28 protein-coding genes are annotated in these 24,499 nt (G+C 68.5%); 27 read left to right on the top strand and 1 reads right to left on the bottom strand.

Translation table 11 applies throughout. From position 1 onward, the window contains the following. The first annotated feature begins 2 nt into the window (after positions 1–2). The 5 genes from JIP62_RS10495 (at position 3) to JIP62_RS10475 (ending at position 5,829) form a co-directional block, all read left to right on the top strand. On the top strand, positions 3–560 hold the full coding sequence (locus JIP62_RS10495) for a DUF3486 family protein (RefSeq protein ID WP_201102137.1): 558 nt from the start codon (positions 3–5) through the stop codon (positions 558–560). After that, on the top strand, positions 560–2,038 hold the full coding sequence (locus tag JIP62_RS10490) for a phage terminase large subunit family protein (RefSeq protein WP_201102136.1): 1,479 nt from the start codon (positions 560–562) through the stop codon (positions 2,036–2,038). The genes JIP62_RS10495 and JIP62_RS10490 overlap by 1 nt, the downstream gene beginning before the upstream one ends. After that, on the top strand, positions 2,038–3,669 hold the full coding sequence (locus tag JIP62_RS10485; protein WP_201102135.1) for a DUF935 domain-containing protein: 1,632 nt from the start codon (positions 2,038–2,040) through the stop codon (positions 3,667–3,669). Before JIP62_RS10490 ends, JIP62_RS10485 begins: the two co-directional genes overlap by 1 nt. Before the next feature lie 287 nt (positions 3,670–3,956). Next, positions 3,957–5,177 carry a phage head morphogenesis protein gene (locus tag JIP62_RS10480; RefSeq protein WP_201102134.1) on the top strand — a complete coding sequence of 407 codons (1,221 nt, stop codon included), beginning with the start codon at positions 3,957–3,959 and terminating at the stop codon, positions 5,175–5,177. A gap of 238 nt (positions 5,178–5,415) precedes the next feature. After that, positions 5,416–5,829, top strand: coding sequence for a thermonuclease family protein (locus tag JIP62_RS10475; RefSeq protein WP_201102133.1), 414 nt, complete (start codon positions 5,416–5,418; stop codon positions 5,827–5,829). A 41-nt stretch (positions 5,830–5,870) separates the two neighbouring features. Here the strand turns inward: JIP62_RS10475 and JIP62_RS10470 are convergent, their stop codons facing one another. After that, positions 5,871–6,515, bottom strand: coding sequence for a hypothetical protein (locus JIP62_RS10470; protein WP_201102132.1), 645 nt, complete (start codon positions 6,513–6,515; stop codon positions 5,871–5,873). 75 nt (positions 6,516–6,590) lie between these two features. Between JIP62_RS10470 and JIP62_RS10465 the strand changes: the two genes are divergently transcribed. The 22 genes from JIP62_RS10465 (at position 6,591) to JIP62_RS10360 (ending at position 24,376) form a co-directional block, all read left to right on the top strand. Further along, the gene (locus JIP62_RS10465; RefSeq protein WP_201102131.1) at positions 6,591–7,637 is read left to right on the top strand and encodes a phage protease; all 1,047 of its coding nucleotides are present in this window, start codon (positions 6,591–6,593) and stop codon (positions 7,635–7,637) included. Positions 7,638–7,640: 3 nt separating this feature from the next. Next, positions 7,641–8,084, top strand: a complete 444-nt coding sequence (locus tag JIP62_RS10460; protein WP_201102130.1) for a hypothetical protein — start codon at positions 7,641–7,643, stop codon at positions 8,082–8,084. An 11-nt stretch (positions 8,085–8,095) separates the two neighbouring features. Next, complete coding sequence (locus tag JIP62_RS10455) at positions 8,096–8,974, top strand: Mu-like prophage major head subunit gpT family protein (RefSeq protein WP_201102129.1); 879 nt, start codon at positions 8,096–8,098, stop codon at positions 8,972–8,974. Further along, a complete protein-coding gene (locus JIP62_RS10450) occupies positions 8,962–9,330 on the top strand; it encodes a hypothetical protein (RefSeq protein WP_201102128.1) in 369 nt (122 codons plus the stop codon). Before JIP62_RS10455 ends, JIP62_RS10450 begins: the two co-directional genes overlap by 13 nt. Further along, the gene (locus JIP62_RS10445) at positions 9,330–9,746 is read left to right on the top strand and encodes a gp436 family protein (protein ID WP_201102127.1); all 417 of its coding nucleotides are present in this window, start codon (positions 9,330–9,332) and stop codon (positions 9,744–9,746) included. Before JIP62_RS10450 ends, JIP62_RS10445 begins: the two co-directional genes overlap by 1 nt. After that, positions 9,746–10,204, top strand: coding sequence for a phage virion morphogenesis protein (locus tag JIP62_RS10440; protein WP_201102126.1), 459 nt, complete (start codon positions 9,746–9,748; stop codon positions 10,202–10,204). The genes JIP62_RS10445 and JIP62_RS10440 overlap by 1 nt, the downstream gene beginning before the upstream one ends. Beyond that, on the top strand, positions 10,201–10,782 hold the full coding sequence (locus JIP62_RS10435; protein WP_201102125.1) for a hypothetical protein: 582 nt from the start codon (positions 10,201–10,203) through the stop codon (positions 10,780–10,782). The genes JIP62_RS10440 and JIP62_RS10435 overlap by 4 nt, the downstream gene beginning before the upstream one ends. Further along, the gene (locus JIP62_RS10430) at positions 10,775–11,383 is read left to right on the top strand and encodes a phage baseplate assembly protein V (protein WP_201102124.1); all 609 of its coding nucleotides are present in this window, start codon (positions 10,775–10,777) and stop codon (positions 11,381–11,383) included. The genes JIP62_RS10435 and JIP62_RS10430 overlap by 8 nt, the downstream gene beginning before the upstream one ends. After that, positions 11,383–11,742 (top strand): GPW/gp25 family protein, encoded by a 360-nt coding sequence (locus tag JIP62_RS10425; RefSeq protein WP_201102123.1) that lies wholly within the window; start codon positions 11,383–11,385, stop codon positions 11,740–11,742. Before JIP62_RS10430 ends, JIP62_RS10425 begins: the two co-directional genes overlap by 1 nt. Further along, positions 11,742–12,635 (top strand): baseplate assembly protein, encoded by an 894-nt coding sequence (locus JIP62_RS10420; RefSeq protein WP_201102122.1) that lies wholly within the window; start codon positions 11,742–11,744, stop codon positions 12,633–12,635. The genes JIP62_RS10425 and JIP62_RS10420 overlap by 1 nt, the downstream gene beginning before the upstream one ends. Next, the gene (locus JIP62_RS10415; protein ID WP_201102121.1) at positions 12,628–13,281 is read left to right on the top strand and encodes a phage tail protein I; all 654 of its coding nucleotides are present in this window, start codon (positions 12,628–12,630) and stop codon (positions 13,279–13,281) included. The genes JIP62_RS10420 and JIP62_RS10415 overlap by 8 nt, the downstream gene beginning before the upstream one ends. Position 13,282: 1 nt before the next feature. Continuing rightward, positions 13,283–14,890 carry a phage tail protein gene (locus JIP62_RS10410; protein WP_201102120.1) on the top strand — a complete coding sequence of 536 codons (1,608 nt, stop codon included), beginning with the start codon at positions 13,283–13,285 and terminating at the stop codon, positions 14,888–14,890. 94 nt (positions 14,891–14,984) lie between these two features. Continuing rightward, a complete protein-coding gene (locus JIP62_RS10405; RefSeq protein WP_201102119.1) occupies positions 14,985–16,199 on the top strand; it encodes a phage tail sheath subtilisin-like domain-containing protein in 1,215 nt (404 codons plus the stop codon). A 15-nt stretch (positions 16,200–16,214) separates the two neighbouring features. After that, positions 16,215–16,721: a phage major tail tube protein gene (locus JIP62_RS10400; protein WP_201102118.1), complete on the top strand. Its 507-nt coding sequence runs from the start codon at positions 16,215–16,217 to the stop codon at positions 16,719–16,721. Between the two features lie 14 nt (positions 16,722–16,735). Beyond that, positions 16,736–16,999 carry a phage tail assembly protein gene (locus JIP62_RS10395; RefSeq protein WP_201102117.1) on the top strand — a complete coding sequence of 88 codons (264 nt, stop codon included), beginning with the start codon at positions 16,736–16,738 and terminating at the stop codon, positions 16,997–16,999. Between the two features lie 20 nt (positions 17,000–17,019). Beyond that, the gene (locus JIP62_RS10390; RefSeq protein WP_201102116.1) at positions 17,020–17,160 is read left to right on the top strand and encodes a GpE family phage tail protein; all 141 of its coding nucleotides are present in this window, start codon (positions 17,020–17,022) and stop codon (positions 17,158–17,160) included. A gap of 21 nt (positions 17,161–17,181) precedes the next feature. Beyond that, complete coding sequence (locus JIP62_RS10385; protein ID WP_201102115.1) at positions 17,182–19,539, top strand: phage tail tape measure protein; 2,358 nt, start codon at positions 17,182–17,184, stop codon at positions 19,537–19,539. Beyond that, entirely contained in the window at positions 19,539–19,931 is a 393-nt protein-coding gene (locus tag JIP62_RS10380; protein ID WP_201102114.1) for a phage tail protein, read from the top strand. Before JIP62_RS10385 ends, JIP62_RS10380 begins: the two co-directional genes overlap by 1 nt. After that, positions 19,928–20,137 (top strand): tail protein X, encoded by a 210-nt coding sequence (locus JIP62_RS10375; RefSeq protein WP_407932719.1) that lies wholly within the window; start codon positions 19,928–19,930, stop codon positions 20,135–20,137. Before JIP62_RS10380 ends, JIP62_RS10375 begins: the two co-directional genes overlap by 4 nt. After that, positions 20,128–21,114, top strand: coding sequence for a contractile injection system protein, VgrG/Pvc8 family (locus JIP62_RS10370; RefSeq protein ID WP_201102113.1), 987 nt, complete (start codon positions 20,128–20,130; stop codon positions 21,112–21,114). Before JIP62_RS10375 ends, JIP62_RS10370 begins: the two co-directional genes overlap by 10 nt. Before the next feature lie 19 nt (positions 21,115–21,133). Next, complete coding sequence (locus JIP62_RS10365) at positions 21,134–23,428, top strand: hypothetical protein (protein ID WP_201102112.1); 2,295 nt, start codon at positions 21,134–21,136, stop codon at positions 23,426–23,428. 138 nt (positions 23,429–23,566) lie between these two features. Next, on the top strand, positions 23,567–24,376 hold the full coding sequence (locus JIP62_RS10360) for a DNA adenine methylase (RefSeq protein WP_201102111.1): 810 nt from the start codon (positions 23,567–23,569) through the stop codon (positions 24,374–24,376). The last annotated feature ends 123 nt before the right edge of the window (positions 24,377–24,499 follow it).

Below are 24,499 nucleotides of genomic sequence, written 5' to 3'. Positions count from 1 at the left end.
CCATGGCCCGCGCCACCCGCCGTTCCCCGTCGTCTATCGACAAGCTGCCGCCCGAGGTGCGCGAGCTGATCGGTAAACTGCGCGCAGAGGGCGTCACGATCGACGCGATCCTGGCGAAGCTGCACGAGCTGGGCGCGGACGTTTCCCGTTCGGCGCTGGGCCGCCACATCAAAGGGCTGGCCGAAGTCGGCGAGCAGCTGCGCCGGTCGCGCGAGATCGCGACGGCCCTGGTCGGCCGGTTCGGCGAGGATGCGGACAATCGCGTCGGCCGCCTGAACATCGAGCTGATGCACGGCATCGTCATGCAGATGCTAACCGGTTCGCCCGACGAGACCGGCGAGGCGGGGCCGGTGACCTTCGACGCTGAAGAAACGATGTTTCTGGCGCGCTCGCTGCAATCCCTGGCCAGTGCCCAGAAGATCGATGCCGACCGCCTGCTGAAGGTGCGGGTGGAGGTGGCCAAGGATGCCGTGAAGGCGGTCAAAGCGGTCGGCCGTGACAAGGGTCTGACGGCTGACACGGTCGATGCGATCAGCCGCGCCGTCCTCGGCGTCGCCTGATGCAGCTGCGCGACCAGTCGCGCGCGGCCGTCGCCGAAAAGGCGCGGGAACGCGAGCAGGCCGAGGCGGCATTTGCCCGCCTGCCGCCCGGCGATCTGTTGCTGAAGTATCAGGCCTCGGCCATGGCCCTGCTGAAGACGGGCGTCTCGCTGCTGGCGATCGAGAAGAGCCGACGCATTGGCCTGACCTGGGCGCTGGCCGCCTATGCCGTGCTGAAGGCCGCCGCCCAGCGATCCTCGGGCGGCATGAACGCCTGGTATATGGGCTACGACCAGGAGATGGCGCGCGAGTTCATCGACGTCTGCGCGATGTGGGCGCGCGCCTTCGGCATGGCGGCCGAGGCCGTCGATGAGGAAGTCCTGGATGGCGACGGCGAGAAGGTTCAGGCCTTCCGCCTTCGGTTCGCGTCCGGCTTCAAGATCGTGGCGCTGCCGTCCGTGCCCCGCGCGCTGCGGGGCAAGCAAGGCCTGGTGATCATCGACGAGGCGGCCTTTCACCGCGAACTGGCCGAGGTTCTGAAGGCGGCAATCGCGCTACTGATGTGGGGCGGCCAGGTGGTGGTGGTCTCGACCCACAACGGCATCTCGAACCCGTTCAACCTGCTGATCGACGACATCCGCACAGGCAAGCGCAAGGGCGCGCACCTCACGATCACCTTCAACGAAGCGATCGAGGACGGCCTCTACGAACGGGTCAAGCTGACCAACCGCCACCGAGGGATGACCAAGGAAGAGTGGATCGCCGACGTCCGCGACACCTATGGCGACAACGCGGGCGAAGAACTGGACTGCATCCCCAAACAGGGCTCGGGCAGCTGGCTCGATCCCGCCGCCCTGGCCGCCTGCGAACATCCCGACGCGGGCAAGCCCGAGCTATATGCCGGGGGTCTGTTCTATGTCGGCCGGGACGTCGCGCGCCGCCGCGATCTGCCCGTGATCCACGGGTTCGAGGAAGTCGGCGATGTCCTGTGGATGCGGGACCGCTGGCTGGAACGCGGGGCCACCTTCCGCGCGCAGGACGATGCCTTTGACGCCATAGTCCGCGACCGCCGCCTGGTCGCAGCCTGGGTCGATCAGACCGGAATGGGCGAGAAGGTCGTCGAGGATTTGCAGCTACGCTACGGCACCACGCGCATCGTGGGCCAGCTGCTGACCGGACCGTCGCGCCTAGACCTGGCCATCGCGCTGAAGGAGCGGGTGGAGACGTGCCGCATCCGCCTGCCGCCCGTGCCCGCGCTGCGCACCGACCTCCGGGCGATCAAGCAACAGGGCAGCGTCGGCGGCGCGATCCGGATCGTCGATGACGGCGAGGTCCACGCCGACGAGTTCTGGGCCTCGGCGCTCGCTTGCCGCGCCGCCAGCAACCCTTACCAACCCTACGACTATCGCGGCGTCGGCCGAGGCGGACCCCGGCCGGGCGACCGCCAGTCTGATCAGGCCAGCCGGTCGCGATACGGCGGACGCCGAGGAATGCACTGATGACCGATCTTCTTCAGCCGGGCCTGACCAAGTCGGGCCTGATTGATCTCTATGGCCGGCCGATGATCGTGGCGGCGGCGGCGACCAAGTCCGAGATCGCCGAGGTAGTCGCTCGGCCGACAACGACGGGCGTGCGCCAAGCCTGGAACAACACCACCGTGGCGGCCGGTCTGACGCCGCAGCGGCTGGCATCCCTGCTTCAGCGCGCGGCCGAGGGCGACGCCCACGATTACCTGACCCTGGCCGAGGAGATGGAGGAACGCGACTGGCATTATGCCTCCGAGCTGGGGAAGCGGAAGCTGGCGGTGCTGGGCCTGGACCGCAACGTCCGGCCCGCGTCGGACGACGCCAGGGACATCGAGATCGCCGAGGCCGTGCGGACCGAGATCGTCGAGGACGAGGCGTTCGAAGATCTCGGTGCCGGTCTGCTGGATGCCCTGGGCAAGGGCTATGGCGTGGTCGAGATCGGCTGGGATACCGGCAGGCGGTGGGTGCCGAACCAATACGCCTGGCGCGATCCGCGGTGGTTTCAGTGGGACCGCCAGACCGGTCACCAGCTGCGGATGCTCGACCCGGCCGACATGGCCGAGGGCGTCGAGCTGCGCCCCTACAAGTTTGCGATCCACCGGCCCAATCTGAAGATGGGCCTGCCGGTGCGGGGCGGCCTGGCGCGCCTGGCCGCCTGGGCCTTCCTGTTCAAGTTCTATGGGGTCAAGGATTGGGCGACCTTCGCCGAAAGCTATGGCCAGCCGCTGCGCCTGGGCAAATACGACGCCAGCGCCACGCCCAAGGACGTCGACATCCTGTTCAATGCGGTGTCGATGATCGGCACCGACTGCGCCGCCGTGATCCCCAAGGCGATGGAGATCGAGTTCATTAAGGCCGAGGGCGGCACCGGCTCGGGCGCGGACCTCTATCAGCGGTTCGCCGAGTTCCTGGACAAGCAGGTGTCCAAGGCGATCGTCGGTCAGGACGGCACCTCGACCATGCAGTCCGGCGGCGGCTATGCCCAGGCCAAGGTGCTGGACGGGGTGCGCGGCGACATCTGCGAGAGCGATGCCAAACAGCTGGCCCGAACCATCCGGCGCGACGTCATCGAGCCGTTCGTCCGGTTCAACTATGGCCCAGACGCCAAGGTGCCCGGCCTGTCGCTGGAGACGCCGGAAACCGAAGACCTGAAGGCGCTGTCGGAAGCCCTGGCCCCGCTGATCGATCGGGGCCTGAAGGTCAAGGCCAGCCAGATGCGCGAGAAGTTCGGCTTGGATGCGCCCGAGGACGATGACGAACTGCTGGGACCGCAGGCCAAGACGCCGTCGCCGGTGACGGCCGAGCCCGATGCGCCCAAGGCCCCCGCCGAGCGGGCGCTGAACCGTGCCCAGGCCGAGGCCGAGCCGCGCGATCGGATGGACGATCTGCGCGACGATCTCTTGGAAGGGTGGACCGAAGACCTGGACCCCATGGTTGAGCCGTTTGAACAGCTGGCCAGGACCGCCAACAGCTATGCGGAATTCGAAGCGGGCCTGGTCGGGGCCGTCGAAGGCATGGACCCGACGGCCCTGGCCAAGAGCCTGGGTGCCGCCCTGTTCAAGGCCCGCGCCCAGGGTGACGCCAAAGACGATCCGGAGGCCTGACATGACCGATGGTCTTCCACGATCAACGTGGGCGTTACCTGGCGACCATCCCGTCTGCCCCTGGTGTCGCGAATCGGTTGGGGAGGCAGCAATCACTATCGGCCAACTTAGCGACGCCCTCTGTGACCAGCAGGTTGAGTGGGTCAGCATCTCGTCACAGGGGAAGCCGATCGGCGACGCGATCGTATGCGATTGCCCGTCATGCCAGCGGCCTTTTGCTTTGGCGGTCATGCCGACCCTACGCTGCCTTGCGGTCCGGACCCCGACCGATCTGAAGTTCCTCGGCGATGGCTGATCGCCCTGGCTTTACCTTCGGCAGCGAGCCCTCGCCCGAGGTCAGTGCCTATCTGCGCGAGAAGGGCGATCGTCCGGCGTTCCGATGGTCAGAGGTCTGGGGGCAGGAGCATGCCCATGCCTTCACCGTGGCCAAGGCGGTCCAGGCCGATGTGCTGGGCACCATCCGCGAGAGCCTTCAGTGGGCGATCGACCAGGGCGTGCCCTATGAGACCTGGTCGCGCGAGCTGAAGCCCGAGCTGCAACGCCTGGGCTGGTGGGGTCAGGTGGCGATGGCCGACCCGGCGACGGGCGAGGTCAGGGATCGGGAGCTGGGATCGCCGCGTCGCCTGCGCACTATCTATGACGCGAACCTGCGCAGCGCCCGCGCGGCCGGGCAGTGGGAGAGAAGCCAGAGGACCAAGGCTGTGCTGCCGTTCTGGCTCTATGGCCTCGGACCTTCGGTGAACCACCGGCCCGAGCATGCGGCGATGGAGGGTGTCGTTCGCCCGGTGGACGACCCGGTCTGGGACGCATGGTTTCCGCCCAATGGATGGGGCTGCAAATGCCATCTCCGGCAGATCACCAGGGCCGAGGCCGAGCGCCGGGGCGTCACCGCTCCGTTCGAGGTCCAGACGAAGACCTATCGCCGGGTGCGCGACGACGGCAGCTTCGAGCGGGTGCAGGTTCCGGTCGGCATCGATCCGGGCTGGCACACCAACCCCGGCCTGAACCGATCGCGCACCCTGATGACCAATCTCACCGAGCACTTGGCCTCGGCGGGCGAACCGGCGGCACGCGCCCTGATGTCCGACTTCTGGGCCGGGTCCATGCCCGAGGCCCTGGCCGCGCAACCGGCGGCGCGCGCGCCCAATGCAAAGGCGCGCCGGTCCCTGGCCCCGGTGGCCGTGATGACCGAGGCCACCCGCGCGGCCCTGGACGCATCGCACCCGGTCGCCATGGTGGGCAGCGACTATGTGGCCAAGATCGTGGACGGGCACCGGCGCGGGGCACGGCCCACACGCCCGGCCGACTTCGCCCGCGTGCAGGCCATCCTGGACGGCGGCGAGCTGGTCGAGCGGCGGGATCGGCGCGGAACCTATGTGATGCGGATGGACGACGGGCTGTGGACCCTGACCGTCAACGTCACCCGCCAGGGTGAAGTCGTGGTCCTGTCCCTGTTCGCGATCGACAGCGATCGGGAGGAGCGCCTGCGGCGACGTGGGAAGGACTGAGGTGCGGCGGGCGGAGGGACGTTACGCCCTCGCGGTAGCAAGCCCGGCTGAACAATGGCTCGCCCGTCGCCCACCCAAACTAGGCGCGAAGGGCGCAAAACGCCAGCCCGCGAAAATCGCGTCAGGACGCCGCTGGCGGGGTCGGGGTGGGCCGTTGGAGCGGAAATGGGCTAGAAGCGGTCTCAGGCGGCCTTAAACGGGCTTAGGCGGGGGTCCGGCCCCGACCGCGAGGTGCAGCATGTTCGATCCCGCCATCGTCGTTTCCGGACCGGCCCACGTCATCGACGGCGACACCCTGCGGATCGGCGAGGAACGGGTGCGCCTGTTCGGCATCGACGCGCCCGAGCTGGCGCAGATGTGCGGCTCCGTCCGCTGCGGGGTCAACGCCCGCGAATGGCTGGTGCGCCGGATCGCCGGGCGGCCTGTCCGGTGCGAGGGCGAGAGCCGCGATCGTTATCGACGGGTGGTGGCGGTCTGCCGGATCGGTCGCCACGACCTGGCCCGCGACATGGTCCAGGCCGGGCAGGCCGTCGCCTTCAGGCGCTATTCCGAGATCTATGTCGGGGACGAGACCGAGGCGCGGGCCGCGCGGCGGGGTATCTGGTCGCTGCGGTTCCAGCTGCCGCATGAGTGGCGGCGCGATCGACGCTGAGATGCCAGCCACACCAACTAACCCGCTTTATGGCCGCACCTTCAGTCCGCTGGTATCCGTGACCTAAGCGTGTCGATGAAGTTCCATCCGAGGGGCGGAATCTGAAGCTCTGGCAAGCCCGCGTCTTGGCGCAGATCGACAGCCAGTTCCCATGCCTCAAGGCCCAACTTGGCGATGGCTTCCTCATAGATGCGCTTCATCTTTTGCATGCGAGTATCGTCAGATCGGTCGGTGGCTTCGATCCGGTGGCCAGTCGAATTCCAGACGAGTTCGACCGAAGTCTCAAAGTCGCGAACCCTCGCTGCTAGAAGAGGTCCCAAGGGCACCCAATCGATCTCGTCTGGAAAAGTGAAGCTGTCTATGTGTGAGGAACGCACGTTGCTTTTCCGCGCGCAGTCCTTCGCATAGGCTTCGAGAAGGGTCGCTACTCGATAGGCCGAAAAAGCCTTCAGCTCGGCCGCCTTGGTTGCGCTAGTGAGTGCAACACGCCGCTCGTCATCCAGCCGATCGATTCGCTGCTGTTGGTAGGTATGGGCAGCGTGCTTGGTCTGCATCCAGCTGCCCAGCCAGACGCCACCCAGCGCACCGACCACCGTAATGAGCGGTGCGAAGGCATCGACGATCTGCTTAACCCCGGCGGCGACTTGGATGATCCCCGTGGGATCGGACGGGGCAACAGTCATCATCTGGACCCCTGTGTCTCTCTGACCCCGAAACCTTTCGGGGTCGGATGAGCCTGCCGACGCCCCGATCATGGGGCCATGAACAAGCGTTCGTCCACCCCTTCTGACATCGAACCGGCCACCTTGGCGACCGGCGTCCAGCAGATCGCCCTGAACGACGAAGGCGACGCCCCCGACTGGATCGAGCTGATCCCGGCCGGGTTCGACGTCATCGGCCGCGATGGCCGCGCCTGGATCAATCCCTCGCCCGAGCAGGTGGTGGCCGACACCCCGGTGGCTAGCCATCCCATGCCGCTGGATTGGGAGCACTCGACCGAGGTGCGCGCGCCGCTGGGCCTGGATGCCCCGGCTGCCGGTTGGATCGAGGAGCTGATGGTCCGCGAAGGCGGCTCGATCTGGGGCCGTGTGAACTGGACCGTCCGTGGCCGCGCCGCCGTCCAGGGCAAGCCGCCCGAATATCGGTTCGTCTCTCCCGTCTTCGCCTTCGACAAGCTGACCGGCGTGATCCGCCGTCTGCTGAGCGTCGCCCTGACCAACACCCCGAACCTGCTGCTCACGGCCTTGAACCGTCAATCCGACGGCGTGGGCACGGATCAGCCTCACCGCGAGCCCCCGGAGAAAACCTTGAGCATCGCAACCCAACTGGCCGCCGTCCTCGGATTGGCGGCCACCGCGACGGAGGCGGAGATCGTCACCGCCGTGACCGAGGCGAAGGCTGCCAATCGACCCGGCAGCGTGGACCTGACCAGCTATGCGCCGCGCGCCGACCTGACCGCCGCCATCAACCGCGCCGAAACGGCAGAGGCCGCGCTCAAGGCGCGTGACGCGGCCGAACACGAGAAGGCGATCGAGACCGCGATCAGCGCGGCCCAGGACGCGGGCAAGATCACGCCGGACTCGGCCGACGACTATCGCGCCATGTGCCGGGTGGAAGGCGGGCTGGAGCGGTTCAACCAGCTGGTGCCCAAACTGCCCGTGATCGTCGGTGCGGCCGAGAGCCGAGCCGCGAACAAGGCGATCGAGACCAAGGCCGGCTCAAACCTGACCGATGAGGAGCGGGCTGTCTGCCGCGCGCTCGGCCAGGACGAAGCCACCTTCAAATCCACTCAGCAGAAGGCGTCCTAAGCCATGGCACTGACACAAGGCCGCAAGGTCCAGGAGCGCGGCGCGCGCCAACATTCCCACCCCGTTCTGGCCGGGGCCGTGATCCATGCCGGGGCGCTGGTCGTCCTGGCCGCTGGCTGGGCTGCGCCTGGTCGCACCGGCGTCGGGGCGGACAATGCAGCCAAGGCCGCCGATGCAGCCACGCTCCAAGTTGTTGGCGTCGCCGAGGAAGGCGTCACCGGCGGTGCCGCCAACGGCGACGTGCGCGTCACCACGCGGGCAGGCTGCTTCTTCTTCAACAACCTGGGTGCCGACCCGCTGACCCGCGCCGACATCGGCAAGGCCTGCTTCCTCGTCGACGACGAGACGGTGGCCCGGACCTCCCCCAACAACACCCGCGCGCGAGCCGGGATCGTCGATGACCTCGAAGACGCGGGCGCTTGGGTCCGTGTCGGTCCTGGTCGCTAGGAGCTGAAGACATGCAAGTGACTGCAACCGCACTGGCGGCCCTGAACACGGGCTTCCGCAACGACTTCAACGGCGGCCTCGCTGGCGTGAAGCCGCTTTGGGAGAAGGTCGCCACCCGTGTCACCTCGACCCGGTCGTCCAACACCTATGGCTGGCTGGGCGCTTGGCCCGGTCTGCGCAAGTGGATCGGCGACCGCATCGTCAAGCGGCTGTCGACCAGCAGCTACACCATCGTCAACGAAAGCTACGAGGAAACCGTCGCGGTCCCGCGCACGGCGATCGAGGACGATGAGTTCGGCATCTACGGGCCGATGATGGCCAGCATGGCCCAGACCGTGGCTGAACATCCGGACGAGCTGGTCTTCGGCCTGCTGAAGGCCGGGTTCACCACGCCCTGTTATGACGGGCAGAACTTCTTCGACGAGGAGCACCCGGTCGGCGACACCCTCGTCTCCAACATGCAGGCCGGTGCCGGTGAGGGCTGGTATCTGCTGGACACCCGCCGTCCGCTGAAGCCGCTGATCTTCCAGGACCGCAAGAAGCCTGAGTTCGTCGCCAAGACGGCCCTGACCGACGAAAACGTCTTCAATGCGGCCGAGTTCGTCTATGGCGTTGATTGCCGTCGCGCCGCCGGGTTCGGCTTCTGGCAGCTGGCGTTCGGCTCCAAGGCCGCCCTGACCGCCGAGAACTACGAGGCGGCGTTCGAGGCCATGACCTCGCAGCGCAACGAGGAAGGCGGCGTCCTGAACGTGCGGCCGACCATCATCGTGGTCGGTCCGGGCAATCGCGCGGCGGCCAAGAAGCTGTTCAAGGCCATGCTGGTCGAGGGCGGCAACACCAACACCAACTACGACGACGTCGAGATCGTCGAAGCCCCGTGGGTCGGCTGATCGTGGCCCCCCGCGATCAGATGGATGTCCACCTGAAATCCCGCCGCGCACCCTATACGCGTGGCGGGGTGCGGTTCGGCTCGAACCGTGACGAGGTGGTCGTTCCTGGTGACCAGATCACCGACGCCCAGCTGGACAAGCTGGCGGCCGACCCGGCGATCTCGATCGCCCTGGTCAACCGCGAGACCGGTGAGCGCCAGGAGTTCGCCAAGCTGACGGCCGAGCCTGAGGCCCCGGCGGGCGAACCCGCGCCCGTCACCGAGCCCGCCCCGGCCCCTGCCGCTGCGCCTGCGCCTGCGCCTGCGCCCCGCAAGGGCAAGACGGCCAAGCCTGCGACCACGGGCGGAAACGCCTGATGTATGCCACGCGCGACGATCTGAACGCCGCCTTCGGACCCGATCAGGTCGAGCGGCTTGCCGCCCGGCCCGACGTCGAAGACGACGCGATGACCGTCGCGCGCGCGCTGTCGCATGCGGACGGGGTGATCGATGCGCGTCTGTCGGTGCGGTTCACCCTGCCGCTGCCCACGATTCCCGAGGTGCTGCGCGACATCGCCTGCGACATCGCGATCGCGCGCCTGGCGTCGGACGCCACCGGCCTGACCGATGATCTGAAGCGCCGCGAAGACCAGGCTCACGCCAGCCTGAAGGCGATCTCCAAGGGCGAGATGAACCTTGGTCTGCCTGCCGTCACCGAAGGCGAGCGGCCCCAGCCCATCGTGTCCTCGACCGGCGGCAAGATTTTCACCCGCGACCAGCTGCGGGGCTTCTGATGTCGGGAGCCTATGTCACCCAGGACCTAGAAGGTCTGGCCCCGATGCTGGCGCGTCTGAACGGGCTGGGCGATGCCCGCCGCCTGGGCGAAGGCCTGGCCAATATCGGCGGCCTGATCGAGAGCCAGACGCGCGAGCGGTTCGACATCCGCGAAACCCCGGACGGCGATCCCTGGGCTCCATGGTCGAAGGCCTATGGCGAGACCCGCAAGAAGGGCCAGACCCTGCTGGTCGCCAGCGGGGCCTATCGCGACAGCTATGCCTGGGACCTGACCGGCGACGAACTGCGCGTCGGGTCCAACATGGTCCAAGCCGCGCTGCTGAACTTCGGCGGCACCGAGGACATGGCCCCCGGCCCGGCCGCCGTGCCCGCTCGCCAGCATCTGGGTCTGTCGGCCGACAATATCGCCCAGATCGAGGAAGCCATGGGCGACTGGATCGAGGGGATGGCCCAATGAGCCAGCTGCTGATCCTGCGCCAGGCCGTGATCGATGCGATCAAGGCGGCCCTGCCGACCTTCGGCGTCGAGGGCCACCTGGGCCGGTTCGCCCCGGCCGACCTGTCCCGATTCCTGACCACGGCACCGGCGATCCGGGTGGCGATCCTGGGCTTGGGCAAGGGCGAGATCGTCTCGGATGAAGGCGCGGCACCCTTTTGGGACGGCGAAGTCCGCCTGGCCGTCTATGTCGTCACCAGGGATGCCGGGGCCAGGCTGACGCGCGATGCGGCGGCGATGGCGGCCGTCGAGACCATCGTGCTGCTGGCCGCCGGTTCCAGCTGGGGTCTGGACTTCGCCTTCCCGGCGGGCGCGGCGGATGGACAGAACCTGTTCTCCGACGAGACCTTGAGCAAGGGTGTCGCCCTGTGGGGCATCAACGTCCCGCAGCGGGTGCAGCTGTGGCCAGCTGAGGGCGAGCCGGACGGACCGCTGTCGGCCATGTTTGTCGGCATCGATCCCGAGACCGGCGCGGCCCATGAAGACGCCTACATCGGCCCGATCGACGGCGTGACCGTGACGGTGATCGGCGATGAGTGACGCCTTTGCCGCCGCTGACGGTGCCAACCGACAGGCCAACCTGATCCGCTTCGGAGTGATCACCCAGGTCCAGCCCGGACCGCCCACCCTGGCGCGGGTCCAGTTCGAGGACACTTGGGTGTCCGACTTCCTGCCGGTGTTTCAGCTGGCCAGCGGGAGCGTGCGCGTTTGGTCGGTGCCGGTGACGGGCGAACAGGTCTGCGTGCTGTCGCCAACGGGCGAGCCTTCGGTGGGCGTGATCCTGCGCGGCCTGCCCTGCGACGCCTTCCCCGAGGCGTCAGGCGAGCCCCATCTGACGGTCATCGGACAATGGCACGACGGCGCGAGCGATACCTATGACGCGGCCGAGAAGGCGCGGACCATCGCCATCCCGGCGGGCGGCAAGCTGTCCCTGTCGGTCGGAGTGCTGACGATCCGGATCGAGGATGGCGGCATCACCCTGGATGCGGGCGGCGCGCCCGCCGAGCTGGTCGCGTCCAAGATCACCCTGCGCGGGCCGGTTGATCTGGGCGGCGCGGGCGGCCAGCCCGTGGCGCGGGTCGGCGACGCGGTCGTGGCGGGCAAGATCGCCGCCGGTTCCGCCAGCGTGAAGGCGGTCTGATGGTCGCCCCGGTCCGGCTTCTCAGCGACTATGTCGGAGCCTCGGCTGCCGATGGTTCGACCCTTAGCGGGTTCGATCATCTGCTGGCGTCGCTGCGCGACATCCTTTCCACCCCGATCGGCACGCGGGTTATGCGGCCGACCTATGGCTGCCGCTCGGCCGAGCGTCTGGGCGCGCCGTTGAACGCCGCGACGACGGCCGACCTGGTCGCCGACACCGCCGAGGCCATTTATCAGTGGGAGCCGCGCGTCACCCTGAAGCGGGTGATCGTCACCAAGGCAGCGGCGGACGGTTCGGCCGGCCTCGATCTGATCTGCGACATCAACGGTCGCTCGGTCCGCCTGGAAGGGCTGATCTGATGGCCCGCACCACGATCGATCTGTCGCGTCTGCCACCGCCCGATGCCGTCGAGGTCATCGATCACGCCGCCCTGTGGGAGCAGGTCAAGGCCGACATCATCGCCGAGGCCCCCGAGGCCGCGCTGGTGCTGGAGCTGGAAAGCGACCTGTTCGTGAAAGTCGGGCAGGCCTTTGCCTATCGGTTGATGCTGAAGGCGAACGACGTCAACCAGGCGGTTCGGGCCGTCATGCCCGCCCTGGCGACCGGAGCCGATCTGGATCAGATCAGCCTGCGGCACGGCGTCCAGCGCCTGGTGCTCGATGCCGGGAATGCGGATCTCGGAATCGCCCCGACCTACGAGACCGACGAGGCCCTGTTGCGCCGGTTCGTGCTGGCCCCGGAGGGCTTCAGCGTCGCCGGTCCTACCGGGGCCTATGAGTTCCACGCCCTGTCGGCGGACGGCGAGGTGAAGGATGCCAGCGCCGGAAGCCCCGCGCCGTGCGAGGTGGTGGTCACTGTCCTGTCCCACGTCGAGGACGGCCTGGCGTCGCCCGAACTGCTGGCCAAGGTGGAAGCCGCCCTGTCGGCCACCACCGTCCGCCCGCTCGCCGACTTCGTCACCGTCCAGTCGGCGACCGTGACGCCTTATGAGGTCGAGGCGGTGATCCGGACCTATGCCGGTCCAGACCCAAGCGTCGTGATGACGGCCGCTCGCCAGTCGGTCGAGGCCTTTGTGACCAAGGCGCACACCCTCGGCCGAGACATCAACCTGTCCAGCCTCTACGCCGCCCTGACGGTCGAGGGCGTGATGCGGGTGGACCTGATCAGCCCGGTCGCCAACATCATCTGTGACGACACCCAGGCGGCCTTCTGCACGGCGATCACCCTGACATCGGGGGGTGTCGATGAGTGAGCCACGCACCCTGCTGCCGCCTAATGCCACGCCGCTGGAAGCCGCGCTCGAACGCGCGCTGGCCCGCCGCCTCGACGAGCTGCCGACGCCGATCCGCGACGCCTGGGACGCCGACACCATCGCTCTGGACACCTTGCCGTGGCTGGCGTGGGCTGTCGGTCGCCGAACTTGGAATGCCGACTGGCCCGAGGCGGTGCGCCGGGCGATCGTGCGCGACGCCATCATCACGGCCCGCCGCCTCGGCACCGTCCAGTCCGTGCTGGACGTGATCGAGCTGGTCGGGGGATCGCAGGCCTTCGGCGGCGAGCTGGACTTGGTCGAGTGGTGGCAGACCGAGCCGAAGGGCGAGCCGGGCACTTTCAGCGTCACCCTGTCGATCGACCCCGAGGACGGCCCGCCGCCCGCCGCCGCCTTTGTCGATGAGCTGATCGACGAGGTCAGCGAGGCCAAGCCCCGCAGCCGTCACTTCACCCTGACCCAGGCGCTGGGGTTCGACGGCGGCATCGACGTCGTCGGGGCGGTTCGGCCCATGGCCTACGCCCGGATGGAGTTCGCCCAGCGCCCACCGCTGATCCTGACCATCGTCACCGACGACGGCGATCCCGTGATCGACGCCGGTGGCGCGACCCTGTTCCTGGAGCAATAGCGTGACCGCTCTGTCCTTAACCGTCACCCAGGCCGGGCTTGCTGCCCTGGTGAATGCCCAGGCGACCGGGGCCAGCGCCGCCGTGATCGCCCAGATCGGCATCAGCGCAACCGCCTTCAACGTGACCACGGCTGTGACGGCCATCCCGGACGAGTTCAAGCGGGTCGGCGCGGTGTCCGGCCAGGTGGTGGATGCCCAGACTATCCACGTCGCGGCGGTCGATGCCTCCCAGGACACCTATGTCGTCCGCTCGATAGGCGTCTATCTGAACACTGGCGTGCTGCTGGCCGCCTACAGCCAAGCCGAACCGCTGCTAGAAAAAACCGCCCGGTCCTGGGCCGTCTTCGACGCCGTCATTCGCTTGTTGTCGGCGCTCGCGGGCAATGTTGCCTTCAGTGGCGGAGGCTGGACCAATCCGCCCGCCTCCGAAGCCATCATGGGGGTGATCAAGCTGGCTACGGGAGCCGAGGCCCTGGCCGGGGTCGATGCCACGCGGGCGATCACCCCGGTCACCCTGGCGTTGGTCGCCGCGCTCAAGGCCGACCGGGTGCGGATGATCACCGGCGGCGGCCTGGTCGCGGGCGGCGGCGACCTGTCGGCCGACCGCGTCCTGACCGTCACCGAGGCCAGCGATGCCGAGGCTCTGGCCGGGGTCGATGGCACCAAGGCGATCACCGCCCGGCGTCTGGCGACCGTCAAGGCCCTGAAGGCCGACAAGGCACGCACCGTCACCGGTGGGGGCCTGGTCACCGGCGGCGGCGATCTGTCAGCCGACCGGGTCTTGACCGTGACCGAGGCCAGCGATGCCGAGGCCCTGGCCGGTGTCGATGCGACCACGGTCATCACCCCGCGTCGTCTGGCTGTGGCCATCGCCGCCCTGATCGCGGGCGCACCCGGCGCACTCAATACTCTGGACGAACTGGCCGCCGCCCTGGGCGACGATGCCAACTTCGCCGCGACCGTGACCAACAGCCTGGCGCTGAAGGCAGACAAGGCGAGGACTGTCACCGGCGGCGGGCTGGTCACCGGGGGCGGCGATCTGTCAGCCGACCGGGTGCTGACCGTCTCTGAGGCCAGCGAACCGCAGGCCCTCGCCGGTGAGGCAGCCGACGTCGTCATGACGCCGCGCCGGGTCAAGGCCCTCATTGACCAGACGATGGCAGCCGCTCGCGCCCTGATCGAGGACGAGCGCCGGGGCGACATGGTGTTTCGCGCCACCCAGGCGGTGCCTGCCGGGGCCTACGAGTGCGACGGCCGGGCGCTGAGCCGGGTCGGAGCGGACGCGGCCTTGTTCGCGGTAATCGGCACGGCCTACGGCGACGGCGACGGGGCGACCACCTTCAACATCCCCGACATGCGCGGGCAGTTTCCGCGCGGCTGGGACCACGGTCGAGGCCTTGATCCTGGCCGGGTCTTTGGCTCGGCCCAGGCCGATGAGGTGAAGTCGCACAACCACACCATCCCGTCCCAAAACAACGGTGATGCCGGAAACGGCTACGTCGAGGACGCCAACGCCACGGGCGACGTCCGTGCGACCTGGACCGGCTTTACCGGCGGGGACGAGACTCGCCCGACCAACCTCAGCGGCCTCTGGATCATCTGGCGATGACCGGACTCGCACCACGCCCATCCGGCCATCCGGCCGCGATCGACCGACCGGCCCCGCCGGTCACCTTTGACCCTTCACTGGAGCCCGCCCAAACATGACCGATGCATATCTGCACGGCGTCGAAGTCGTCGAACTGAACGACGGCATCCGGACCATCGCCGCCAAGGCCACCTCCATCATCGGCGTGGTCGGCACCGCCCCCTATGCCGACGCCGCCAGGTTTCCGCTGGATACGCCGGTCCTGGTGACCTCGGCCGCCCAGGCCGCCTTCCTCAAGGCGACCCTGCCGGAGAATGCCCTGATCAACGCCGAGGGCACCCTGCCGCAGGCCTATGCCGCCATCGCCGACCAGGCGCGCACGCCGATCGTCTTCATCCGCGTGGCGGCTGACCCCGACGCCGCTGACCAGCAGGCCCTGATGGTCGGCGCAGAGGACGAGCGCACCGGCGTCTATGGCCTGCTGGCCGCCAAGGCGATGACCGGGGCCAAGCCCAAGATTCTGATCGCGCCGGGCTTCACCCATCAGCAGACCGGTGGGGCGGCCAACCCGGTGGCCATCGCCCTGAAGACCGTTGCGGCCCGCCTGCGCGCCATCGTGGTGACGGACGGCCCGTCCGACACGGACGCCGCCGCAATCGACAAGGCCGAGCTGGAAGCGGGCGACCGTGTCTATCCGGTCGAGCCCACCGTGGGCGTGCTGGACCGCACCGGCGTGATCGCGCAGCGCCCGGCCTCGGCCCATGTCGCCGGGGTCATCGCCCTGTCGGATCAGGAGCGCGGCTTCTGGTGGTCGCCGTCCAACCGCCCGGTCAACGGCGTGGTCTCGATCGGCCGGCCAATCGAGTTCAGCCTGTCGGACCCGACCGCCTCGTCCAACATCCTGAACGAGGCGGGGGTGGCCGTGATCGTCAACGAGGGCGGGTTCAAGCTGTGGGGCAACCGGACCCCGGCGACCGATGGCGACGTCCATTTCCTGGCGCAGCGCCGCACCCTGGACGCCGTCTTCGACGCGCTGGAAGCCAGCTTCCTTTGGGCAATGGACCGTCCGTTCAGCGCCCAGCTGCTGGTCGATATCGCCGGATCGACCGAGCTTTATCAGCGCGAGCTGAAGGCCCAGGGCGCGATGCTCGGGGGCCGGGTCTGGCTCGACGAGGAACTCAACACCGAGGCGACGTTCAGGGCGGGTCGCTTCTACGTCAACGTGGACGGCGAGGCCCCCGCGCCGCTGGACCGGCTGACGTTCCGCTTCGCCCGCGAGACCGGCTACTACGCCGAGCTGGTCTCCGCCGCCAATCAGCAGCTCGCTTAACCGGAGACCAGGACCATGACGCGACGACTCCCTCATACCATCAAGGCCTTCACCGCCTTCGTCGACGGGCGGGGCATGATCGGCCGGACCACCAGCGGCAAGCTGCCGGTGATCAAGATGAAGACCGAAGGCCACCGCGACGGCGGAATGGACGGCGAGACCGATCTGGAGCTGGGCATCGAGAAGATGGCTGCCGAGCTGGGCTTCGCCGAACTGGACCGCCACGTCCTGGGCGCGGTCGGAAGCCGCAACCTGCCCATCACCCTGCGCGGCAGCATGGAAGGCGAAGGCGGGGCCAAGGTCTCTGTCGTCGCCGAGATGCGCGGCCTGGTGACCGAGGTCGATCCAGGCGAGTGGGCCGGTGAGGCCAAGAAGTCCGAGGTCAAGCTGATGCTGACCCCCGACTACTACCGGCTGAAGATCGGGCCGGACGTCGTTTACGAAATCGACCTGATCGGCGGTGTCCGCCGCATCAACGGGGTCGATCAGCTGGCGCAGCGCCGCGCCAATCTCGGCCTGTAAGGAGGGCATCGACCATGACCATTCAAGGCCTGAAGAAGACCTTCCCCCTGAAGCATCCCTTCGACTTCGGCGGCGAGCAGATCACCGAGGTGGCCCTGCGCCGACCCAAGGGGCGCGAGGTCCGCGAGATGCAAAACGCCGGGGCGGGCAAGAACGGCGACGTCGGCTTCGCCATGATGGCCGCCCTGGCCGAGCGGGAAGAGGCCCTGTTCGACGAGATGGACGGCGAGGACGTCATGGTCGTGCAGGTCTGGCTGAACGGCATCCTGGGAAACTGACGGGCGGCCAGCTGGAGGCGATGCAGGAGTGCGTCGCCTTCATCTACCACTGGCCGCCCCACGTCCTGGACGAACTGCCGCTCGATCTCCTGCAAGGCTGGGCAGAGGCCGCCAAAGTCCGCCTCGATCACCTGATCCGCCTTCGAACCCCCGTCCTCTGAACCCCGCACCGGACCCCCCGCGTGAAGAACCTCGTCGCCTCCCTGACCCTGCGCTTTGTCGATCGGTTGACCCGACCGGCGCGATCGGCCGCCTCGGCCGTGGGGGCGATCGAGCGCGCGCAGAAGATGGCGGCGCGCGCCTCGGCCGACTGGACCCGTGGTCTGGATCAACTGGACGAGCGGATGAACCGGCTGGCCTCCGCGTCGCTGGCGACCGAAGGCCTCGGCCGGGCCGGGGAGTCCGTGGTCCGACCCCTTCGCCGAGGCGTGGTGGCGGGCGCGCAGTTCGACCGGGCCATGACCGGCATCGGCATCACGGCGGGCATGACAGACGCTCAGCTGAGCCCGCTGCGGTCCACCATCCTGCAAACCGCCACGGATCTCGGTGCGCTGCCGACGACGGTTCAGGCGACCTTCAACGCCGTGCTGGCCGAGGGCGTCTATCGGACCGAGACCGAGCTGGCGCGGGCGGGCGTGGCCGTCGCCCGATTCCAGCACCTGCTGGGCACCATGGGCGAGAGCCTGACGGACGCCGAGGCCGGGTCCTTCAGCGCGGCCATGGGTTCGTCGCTGAAGCTGCGGGCCGATCAGCTGGACCGCGCCAACGCCATGGCCATCCGGTCGGCGAAACAGGGCGGGGTGTCCGGGGCCGTGCTGGCCCGCGCCCTGCCTGCCCAGACGGGCGGGATGGTCGGGTTCGGGTTCGCCAACGAGCGGGGACTGGCCGATCTGCTGACCGCCAACCAGCTGGCCAAGCGCCTGGCCGGGTCCAGCGACCAGGCGGCGAACAACGTCACCAACCTGATGGCCGCCATCGCCAGCCCCGAGACCCTGCGCAAGTTCGAGGAAGCAGGCATCGATCTGGAAGCCCGGATCAAGGCGGGGGTCGAGGCGGGCGTGTCGCCCCTGGAAACGATCGCCACCCTGACCCGCGATGCCACGGCGGGCGACCAGTTCCGCATCGGCGAGCTGCTGGGCGACCGGCAGGCGCGCGACGGCCTGATGGCCATCGTCCAGAACCTGGACGAGTTCAAGAAGATGAGCCGCGAGCTGACCGGCGACGACGTCCTGGTCAGCTACCTCGCCGATCTGGAACGGGCGGCCAAGGGTCCGGCCGCCAGCTTCGACCGCTACACCTCGGGCGCGGCGCGGGCGGGCATCGCCGTGGGCACTATCCTGGCCCCGGCCGTCGGCGTCGCGGCCGATTTGCTGAGCCGCGTCGCCAACTGGATGTCGCGGTCCAGCGAGGAGGGGTCGTGGCTGGCCAAGGCAGCGGTTTGGGTTGTGGCCGGGTTCGCGGGCATCGCTCTGGGCGCGGCCTTCGTGGGCCAGGCGATCGTCGGCATTCTCGGCCCCTTCTACATCATGCGGACCCTGTTCGGCACGCTGGGAGGGGCGGCGATCCGGAGCGGGGCGGCCCAGGTCATCGGCTGGCTGGGCCGGATGCGGCTGGCCGCGATCGGGTTCAACCTGGCGATGCTGGCCAACCCCGTGGTGCTGGCCGTGGCCGCCGCCGTGGCCGCCATCGCCCTGGTCGCGATCGTCGTCCGCAAATACTGGCAGCCGATCTCGGCCTTCTTCACCGGTGTGGGCCAGGCGCTCGGCGAGGCCTTCGGGCCGAGCCTTCAGGCCATGGGCCGCTGGCTGGCCCCGCTGAAGCCGATGTGGGATGCGATCGGCAAGGGCATCGGCGACGTCCTCGGGTGGTTCGGCCGCCTGATGCAGCCGGTTCAGTCCACCAAAGGCCAGATCGACGGGGCGACCAATGCCGGTCGCCGGTTCGGCCAAGCGCTGGTCACCGCCTTCAACCTGTCGCCCATCGGCCTGTTCGTGATGGGCATCCGGGCGCTGTTCAATCTGGCGAGTTTCTTCGCCGGGCTGAAGGGCCGGTTCAGCGGGTGGGGCGGCGAGATCATCCGGGGCCTGGTGGCGGGCCTGATGGCGCAGCTGAGCGCCGTGGGCGGCGCGATCAACCAGGTGGCGGATCGGGTGATCTCGGGCTTCCGCACCCGCCTCGGCATCCGGTCGCCCAGCCGCGTCTTTGCGGGTCTGGGCGGCGACACCATGGCCGGACTGAGCCAGGGCCTGCGCGCCGGTGGACCGGGGGCCGTGGGTCAGGTCACCGCCGTGGCCGGTGCCATGGTCGCCGCCTTGGCCGCCGCTCAGCCCGCCGCCGCCGGTGCGGGCCTGAGCCCGGCCTCAGTCCAGTCTCAGGGCGGCGCGGGCGCACCTTCTGCCGCGCGACCGACCGTGTCCATCGGGCGGATCGAGGTTCACGTCACCGTCCAGGGCGGCGGCGATGCGCGGGCCACGGGCCAGGCGGTCGGCCGCGCCGCCGGTGACGCCGTCCGCGCCCGCCTGTTCGACGGGGCGGATTGATGGCCGAGGTTCTGATGACCCTGGGCGACATCCGCTTCTCGGTGACCGAGGGCGCGTATCAGCGCCTTAGCCGCAGGCTGGAGATTGTCGTGTCGCGGCAGGCCCGCGCCGGTCGGCAGGCCGCGCGCCAGGTGCTGGGTGAGGACGAGACGATCGAGATCGAGGGCATCTGCTATCCGGGCCAGCGCCACGCGCGGGACCGGGTCGATAGCTTCCGCGCGCTGGCCCGGACCTACAAACCCGCCCTGCTGACCGATGGGACCGGCGCGGTCTGGGGCCTGTTCACGATCGAGGGCGTGGATGAGCGTGGGTCCGACTTCACCCCCGAGGGCATCGCCCAGCGGCAGGACTTCCGGATCAGCCTCGGTGCTTACGGCGAGGACGCCCGATGATCCGGCGCATGACCACCCGCCAGGGCGATCGGCTGGATCGGATCGCGATCGAGGTCTATGGCCGCTCCGATGGCACCACCGAGGCCATCCTGGCCGCCAACCCCGGCCTGGCCGGGCAACCGCCTCATCTGCCCGCCGGGATCGTGATCGTCCTGCCGGACGTGCCGGTCACCGCCGCCAAGCCGACGGTGCGACTGTGGGACTGAAGGCCGAGCCGGACTTCCAGCTGACGTTGGGTGACGAGGACGTGACCGCGCGCGTCCGCGACCGGCTGCTCTCGCTCACGGTGACCGACAACTCGGGCGAGGAATCGGACACCTTGGAGGTCCGTCTCGACGATCGCGACAACGCCATCGAGACGGCCCGGCGCGGGGCGGTCCTGTCGCTGTCGATCGGTTATGAGGGCGACGGACTGTTCCACATGGGCAAGTTCACCGTCGATGAGGTGACGGTCGAAGGCCCCCCGGATGTGCTGATCATCCAGGCCAAGGCGGCCGACATGCGCGAAGGGTTCAAGGCCCAGCGCACCCGGTCCTTCACCGCCACCACCATCGGCGCGATCGTGGCCGACATCGCCAGCGACCACCGGCTGACGCCCGCCGTCGCGGCCGAGCTGGCCAGCGTCGTCATCGTCCATCGCGACCAGACCAACGAGAGCGATCTGCATTTCCTGACCCGGCTCGGCCGAGACTTCGGCGCGGTGGCCGCACCAAAGGATGGCAAGCTGGTGTTTGCCCCGATCGGCACGGGCCTGTCCGTCTCGGGCGCGGCGATGGATGTGGTCACCCTGGACCGCCGCGACCTGACCCGCTGGAGCGGCAAGGAAGCGGATCGGAACAGCCAGGGGTCGGTCAAGGCGCGCTGGCGCGACCACCGGGCTGCGCGGACCGAGTATGCGACCGCCGGATCGGGCGACCCGGTCAAGACGCTGCGCCCCACCTATCGCGACGAGGCGACGGCCCGCGCGGCGGCCGAGGCGGCGCTGGGCCGGGCTGATCGGGACCGCGCTGAGGTCGAGCTGATCCTGCCCGGCCGGGCTGTGATTGTCGCCCAGACGCCGATCGAGGTCACCGGCCTGCGACCCGAGCTGTCCGGTCGCTGGATCGCCAAAACCGTCACGCACACCCTCGCCTTTGAAGGCGCGGGCTTCACCACCACCGTCACCGGATCACGCGCCGCCTGAGCGCGGCATTGGAGCCATCATGGTTGCTGTTCCTCTCGCCGAAGCCCTCAATCTACTGGGCACCCCGACGTCGGACGACGTCGATCATCTCCAAGCTCAGATCGACGTGATGGCCTCGGCCCAGCCCGGCGGCCTGGTCGGTTTCACGAGCGAGGCGGCGATGAATGCGGCGGTCGCCTATCCGCCTGGCACCCTGGCGGAGGTCGCCGGCGTCGGCATGTTCCGGAAGACCGGCGCGGTCGGCGTCGCGGGCTGGACGGCCTTTGTCTCTCCCACCGCCGCCGCCATTGCCGCTGACCGGGTGCTGGCCCAGCAGGCCGTGACGGCCGCCCAGGGCTATGCCCTGTCACCCGACTACGCCATCGAGCGCGAGCGCCTGCGCGAGAAGTTCGCGGGCACCGGCGAGACCGCCGTCTGGGTTATGGGCAGCGGCAACGCGGGGTTCGGCACCTTCGGCGACGGCAACGTCGGCTCTGTTTCCAGCGAGGCGGTTGACCGGTTCAGCCAGTATGCCGGGCCGCCCGTGATCTTCATGGCCAAGAAGACGCGCCGGGGCGATTGGCTGGCTGCGGTCTATGCCTGGAACGTCGATCCCTATGGCTTTGACGGACAGCACTATCGCTGTGGCCAGGCCTATTTCCGGCCCGGCAAGCGGTTGAAATACACCCATGCCGCCTTCACCGATGGTGACGGCGGAGCGGTCGCCTATCCGATGGTCCAGGCGACCGGATACATCGACGCCGATCTGTCGGCTCTCGGCCCCATCAACTATCTCGCCCTGACCCTCGGCTATACCTCCAACGGTCAGGTCATTGCCAAGGTCGGCTTGACGGACACCGACGCGGTCCAGGTCGTGCCCACCACCCTGGTGCCGACGGCCCAGCAATATGTGACCCGTAAGCAATGGCTGCCTGCCGTCCTGGCGGCAAACGGCGGGCCCCTCGCGCCGGGCGACACCTGCATCTCTGGTACCATCAACGACAGTCAGTTCATCCGGGGCAGCTGTGTCGACGTGCCGGTCTGGGCCGATACCAAGGCCAGGCGGCTGAAGATGCGCGCCGCCTGGACCTCGGCACGCGGATCGGTCCAGGGCAATCCGGCCCCGGCCACCAACTTCTACCAGTATGGCGTCGCCTATTGCGCAGACGGCATGAACTTCAACGATCCCGGCGTTGAACCCATCCGCACCGACTACGCCTTCAGCAGCAACGACCTGTCCGGCAACGACGACTGGACGGCGGGCGGGCGGCTGGAATCGGCTGCCGCCGGTGATGCCGTGGGGAACATGGGCGGCTCCCACCACTATGCCCGACAGCTCTCCCTGGAGCTGACGCTGGACCGGAAGCCGATCTATCTCTTTGCACGCTCGGTAACCTTCAGCCGGACGGGCGGCATCAATCGCGCGACCTTCGCCACCCCCCATGGCATTGGAAACAGTGCCGCCAAGAAGGTCACCTTCTGGGGCTTCCCGGCGCTGAAGAGCGACGCAACCCTCAATCCGATGGGCGGCGCCAACCGCACGGTCACCGAGGCACAGTGCACGGTGATCGATCCCTACACAGTCGAATGGCCCAGCCAGAGCGTGGGCACAGCCCTCTCGGTCGCCCTCTATGACCCCGACGTCGCGCCGGTTGCCCTGACGGGCGGCTGGGTAAAGCGACACGAAGTGGTGATGGCCGCCCCCGGTCAGCGGATCAGAATGAAGCGCCGGGCAGACGTCCACGCCAAGCCCAACTTCACAGGTGTGGTTGCCCTTGAGGTCCGCCAGATCGACACCCTCACCCCGGCCGGGATCGAGGACACCGTCGAGTTCAAGGCGGTCGCCGCCTTCAACATGCAGGGCGGGTTCAACGCGGCCCTCTCGACGTTCTCGTCGGGCAACCGCGCCGCCTATGGCCCGGATCATCAGGGCGACGATACGCGAGTGCGCCCGATCGGCGGTTCACAGGTCTGGGCCTTCAACACGGCACAGCCGGTGGCTCCTGCCCTGTGGGTTAACCACTATCTCGGCAAGGTGGGCGGTCTGGTGATGTGGCACGGCGAGACGGGCAAGGCGAAGGCCTTTGGCCTGGACCGTCCGGCCCTGGACACCCTTCTGTGGAGTCCGGCCTGGAGCATGTTTGTTCAGGAGCGTGCGGCCCAGGACGTCAACGGTCAGTTTCGCACAGGCGTGCTGAAGCCCTATTTCCCGACCGTGCCGCAGTTCGGCAATCTGACCCTGGCGGCGGGCAAGAGCCTGCGGCTCGGCCGCTTCGACTATTTCGAGCCCTTCGACCCAGAGCTGGTCGATGCCGAACTGGGCGTGGCGGGCTAAGACATTCCCCCGCCTTTGGGCGGGGGTTAGGGCGTTGGAGCGCCCTAACCGCAGGAACAGAGCCTGCACATCGGGCGGCCATGGCCGCCTTCCGTCCCGCCACCGGTGCACCCGGCGGGGACAATCGAGCGAGTAACAGTGACGGAGTCCACCCCCCTTCGGCCGATCGATCCGATCCGGCCGCCCGCTGCCTATCAAGGCGGCAAGCGTAACCTGTCGCGCCGCCTAGTCGAACGGATCGGCGCGATCGACCACCACACCTATGTCGAGCCCTTCGTGGGCATGGGCGGCGTCTTCTTTCGCCGCGACTGCCGCCCCAAAATGGAAGTGATCAACGACCTGTCGGGCGATGTGGCCTGTCTGTTCCGCGTGCTTCAGGAACATTATGTGCCGTTCACCGAAATGCTGCGGTTCAAGCTGTCGAGCCGTAGCGAGTTCGACCGGCTGATGCGCCAGGACCCCACCACCCTGACCGATCTGCGACGGGCGGCCCGGTTCCTCTATTTGCAGACCCTGGCGTTCGGCGGGAAGGTCACCGACCGCTCGATCGGTGTCAGTCACGGTCAGAGGGCGCGATTCGACTTCACCCAGATCGTCCCGCGCTTGGCCGACATCCATGAGCGGCTGGCGGGAGTGCTGATCGAGAACCTGCCCTATGATCGGCTGATCCCCCGCTACGACCGGCCGGGCGTCCTGTTCTACATCGACCCTCCATATTGGGGCTGCGAGGACGACTACGGGCCGGGCATGTTCGGCCCGGATGACTTCGAGCGGCTGAGCGGCCTGCTCCAAGGCCTGCGCGGCCGGTTCATGCTGTCGCTGAACGATACGCCCGAGGTGCGGGCCATCTTCGCCTGGGCGGCTATCGAGGCGGTCGGCGTCACCTATACCCTGCCGGGCAAGGGCGGCGTGGGGGCCAAGGAGCTGATCATCCAGACCCCAGCCTGAGGCCAGCCCGAGGCCGGTCTGAGGTTCGCTTCAGACCGGCCTTTCGGCAGTCGCGGAAGCGGACGAAAGTGCTACAGAAGCAAGTGTCCGGAATTACAAAACCAAATGGCGCGCTACACCGGA

Origin of the sequence: Brevundimonas vitisensis, from assembly GCF_016656965.1 — a bacterium.
GTDB classification, from domain to species: domain Bacteria; phylum Pseudomonadota; class Alphaproteobacteria; order Caulobacterales; family Caulobacteraceae; genus Brevundimonas; species Brevundimonas vitisensis.
The sequence above is the reverse complement of the archived record's forward strand: the minus strand, read 5'-3'. Positions and strand labels throughout refer to the sequence as shown.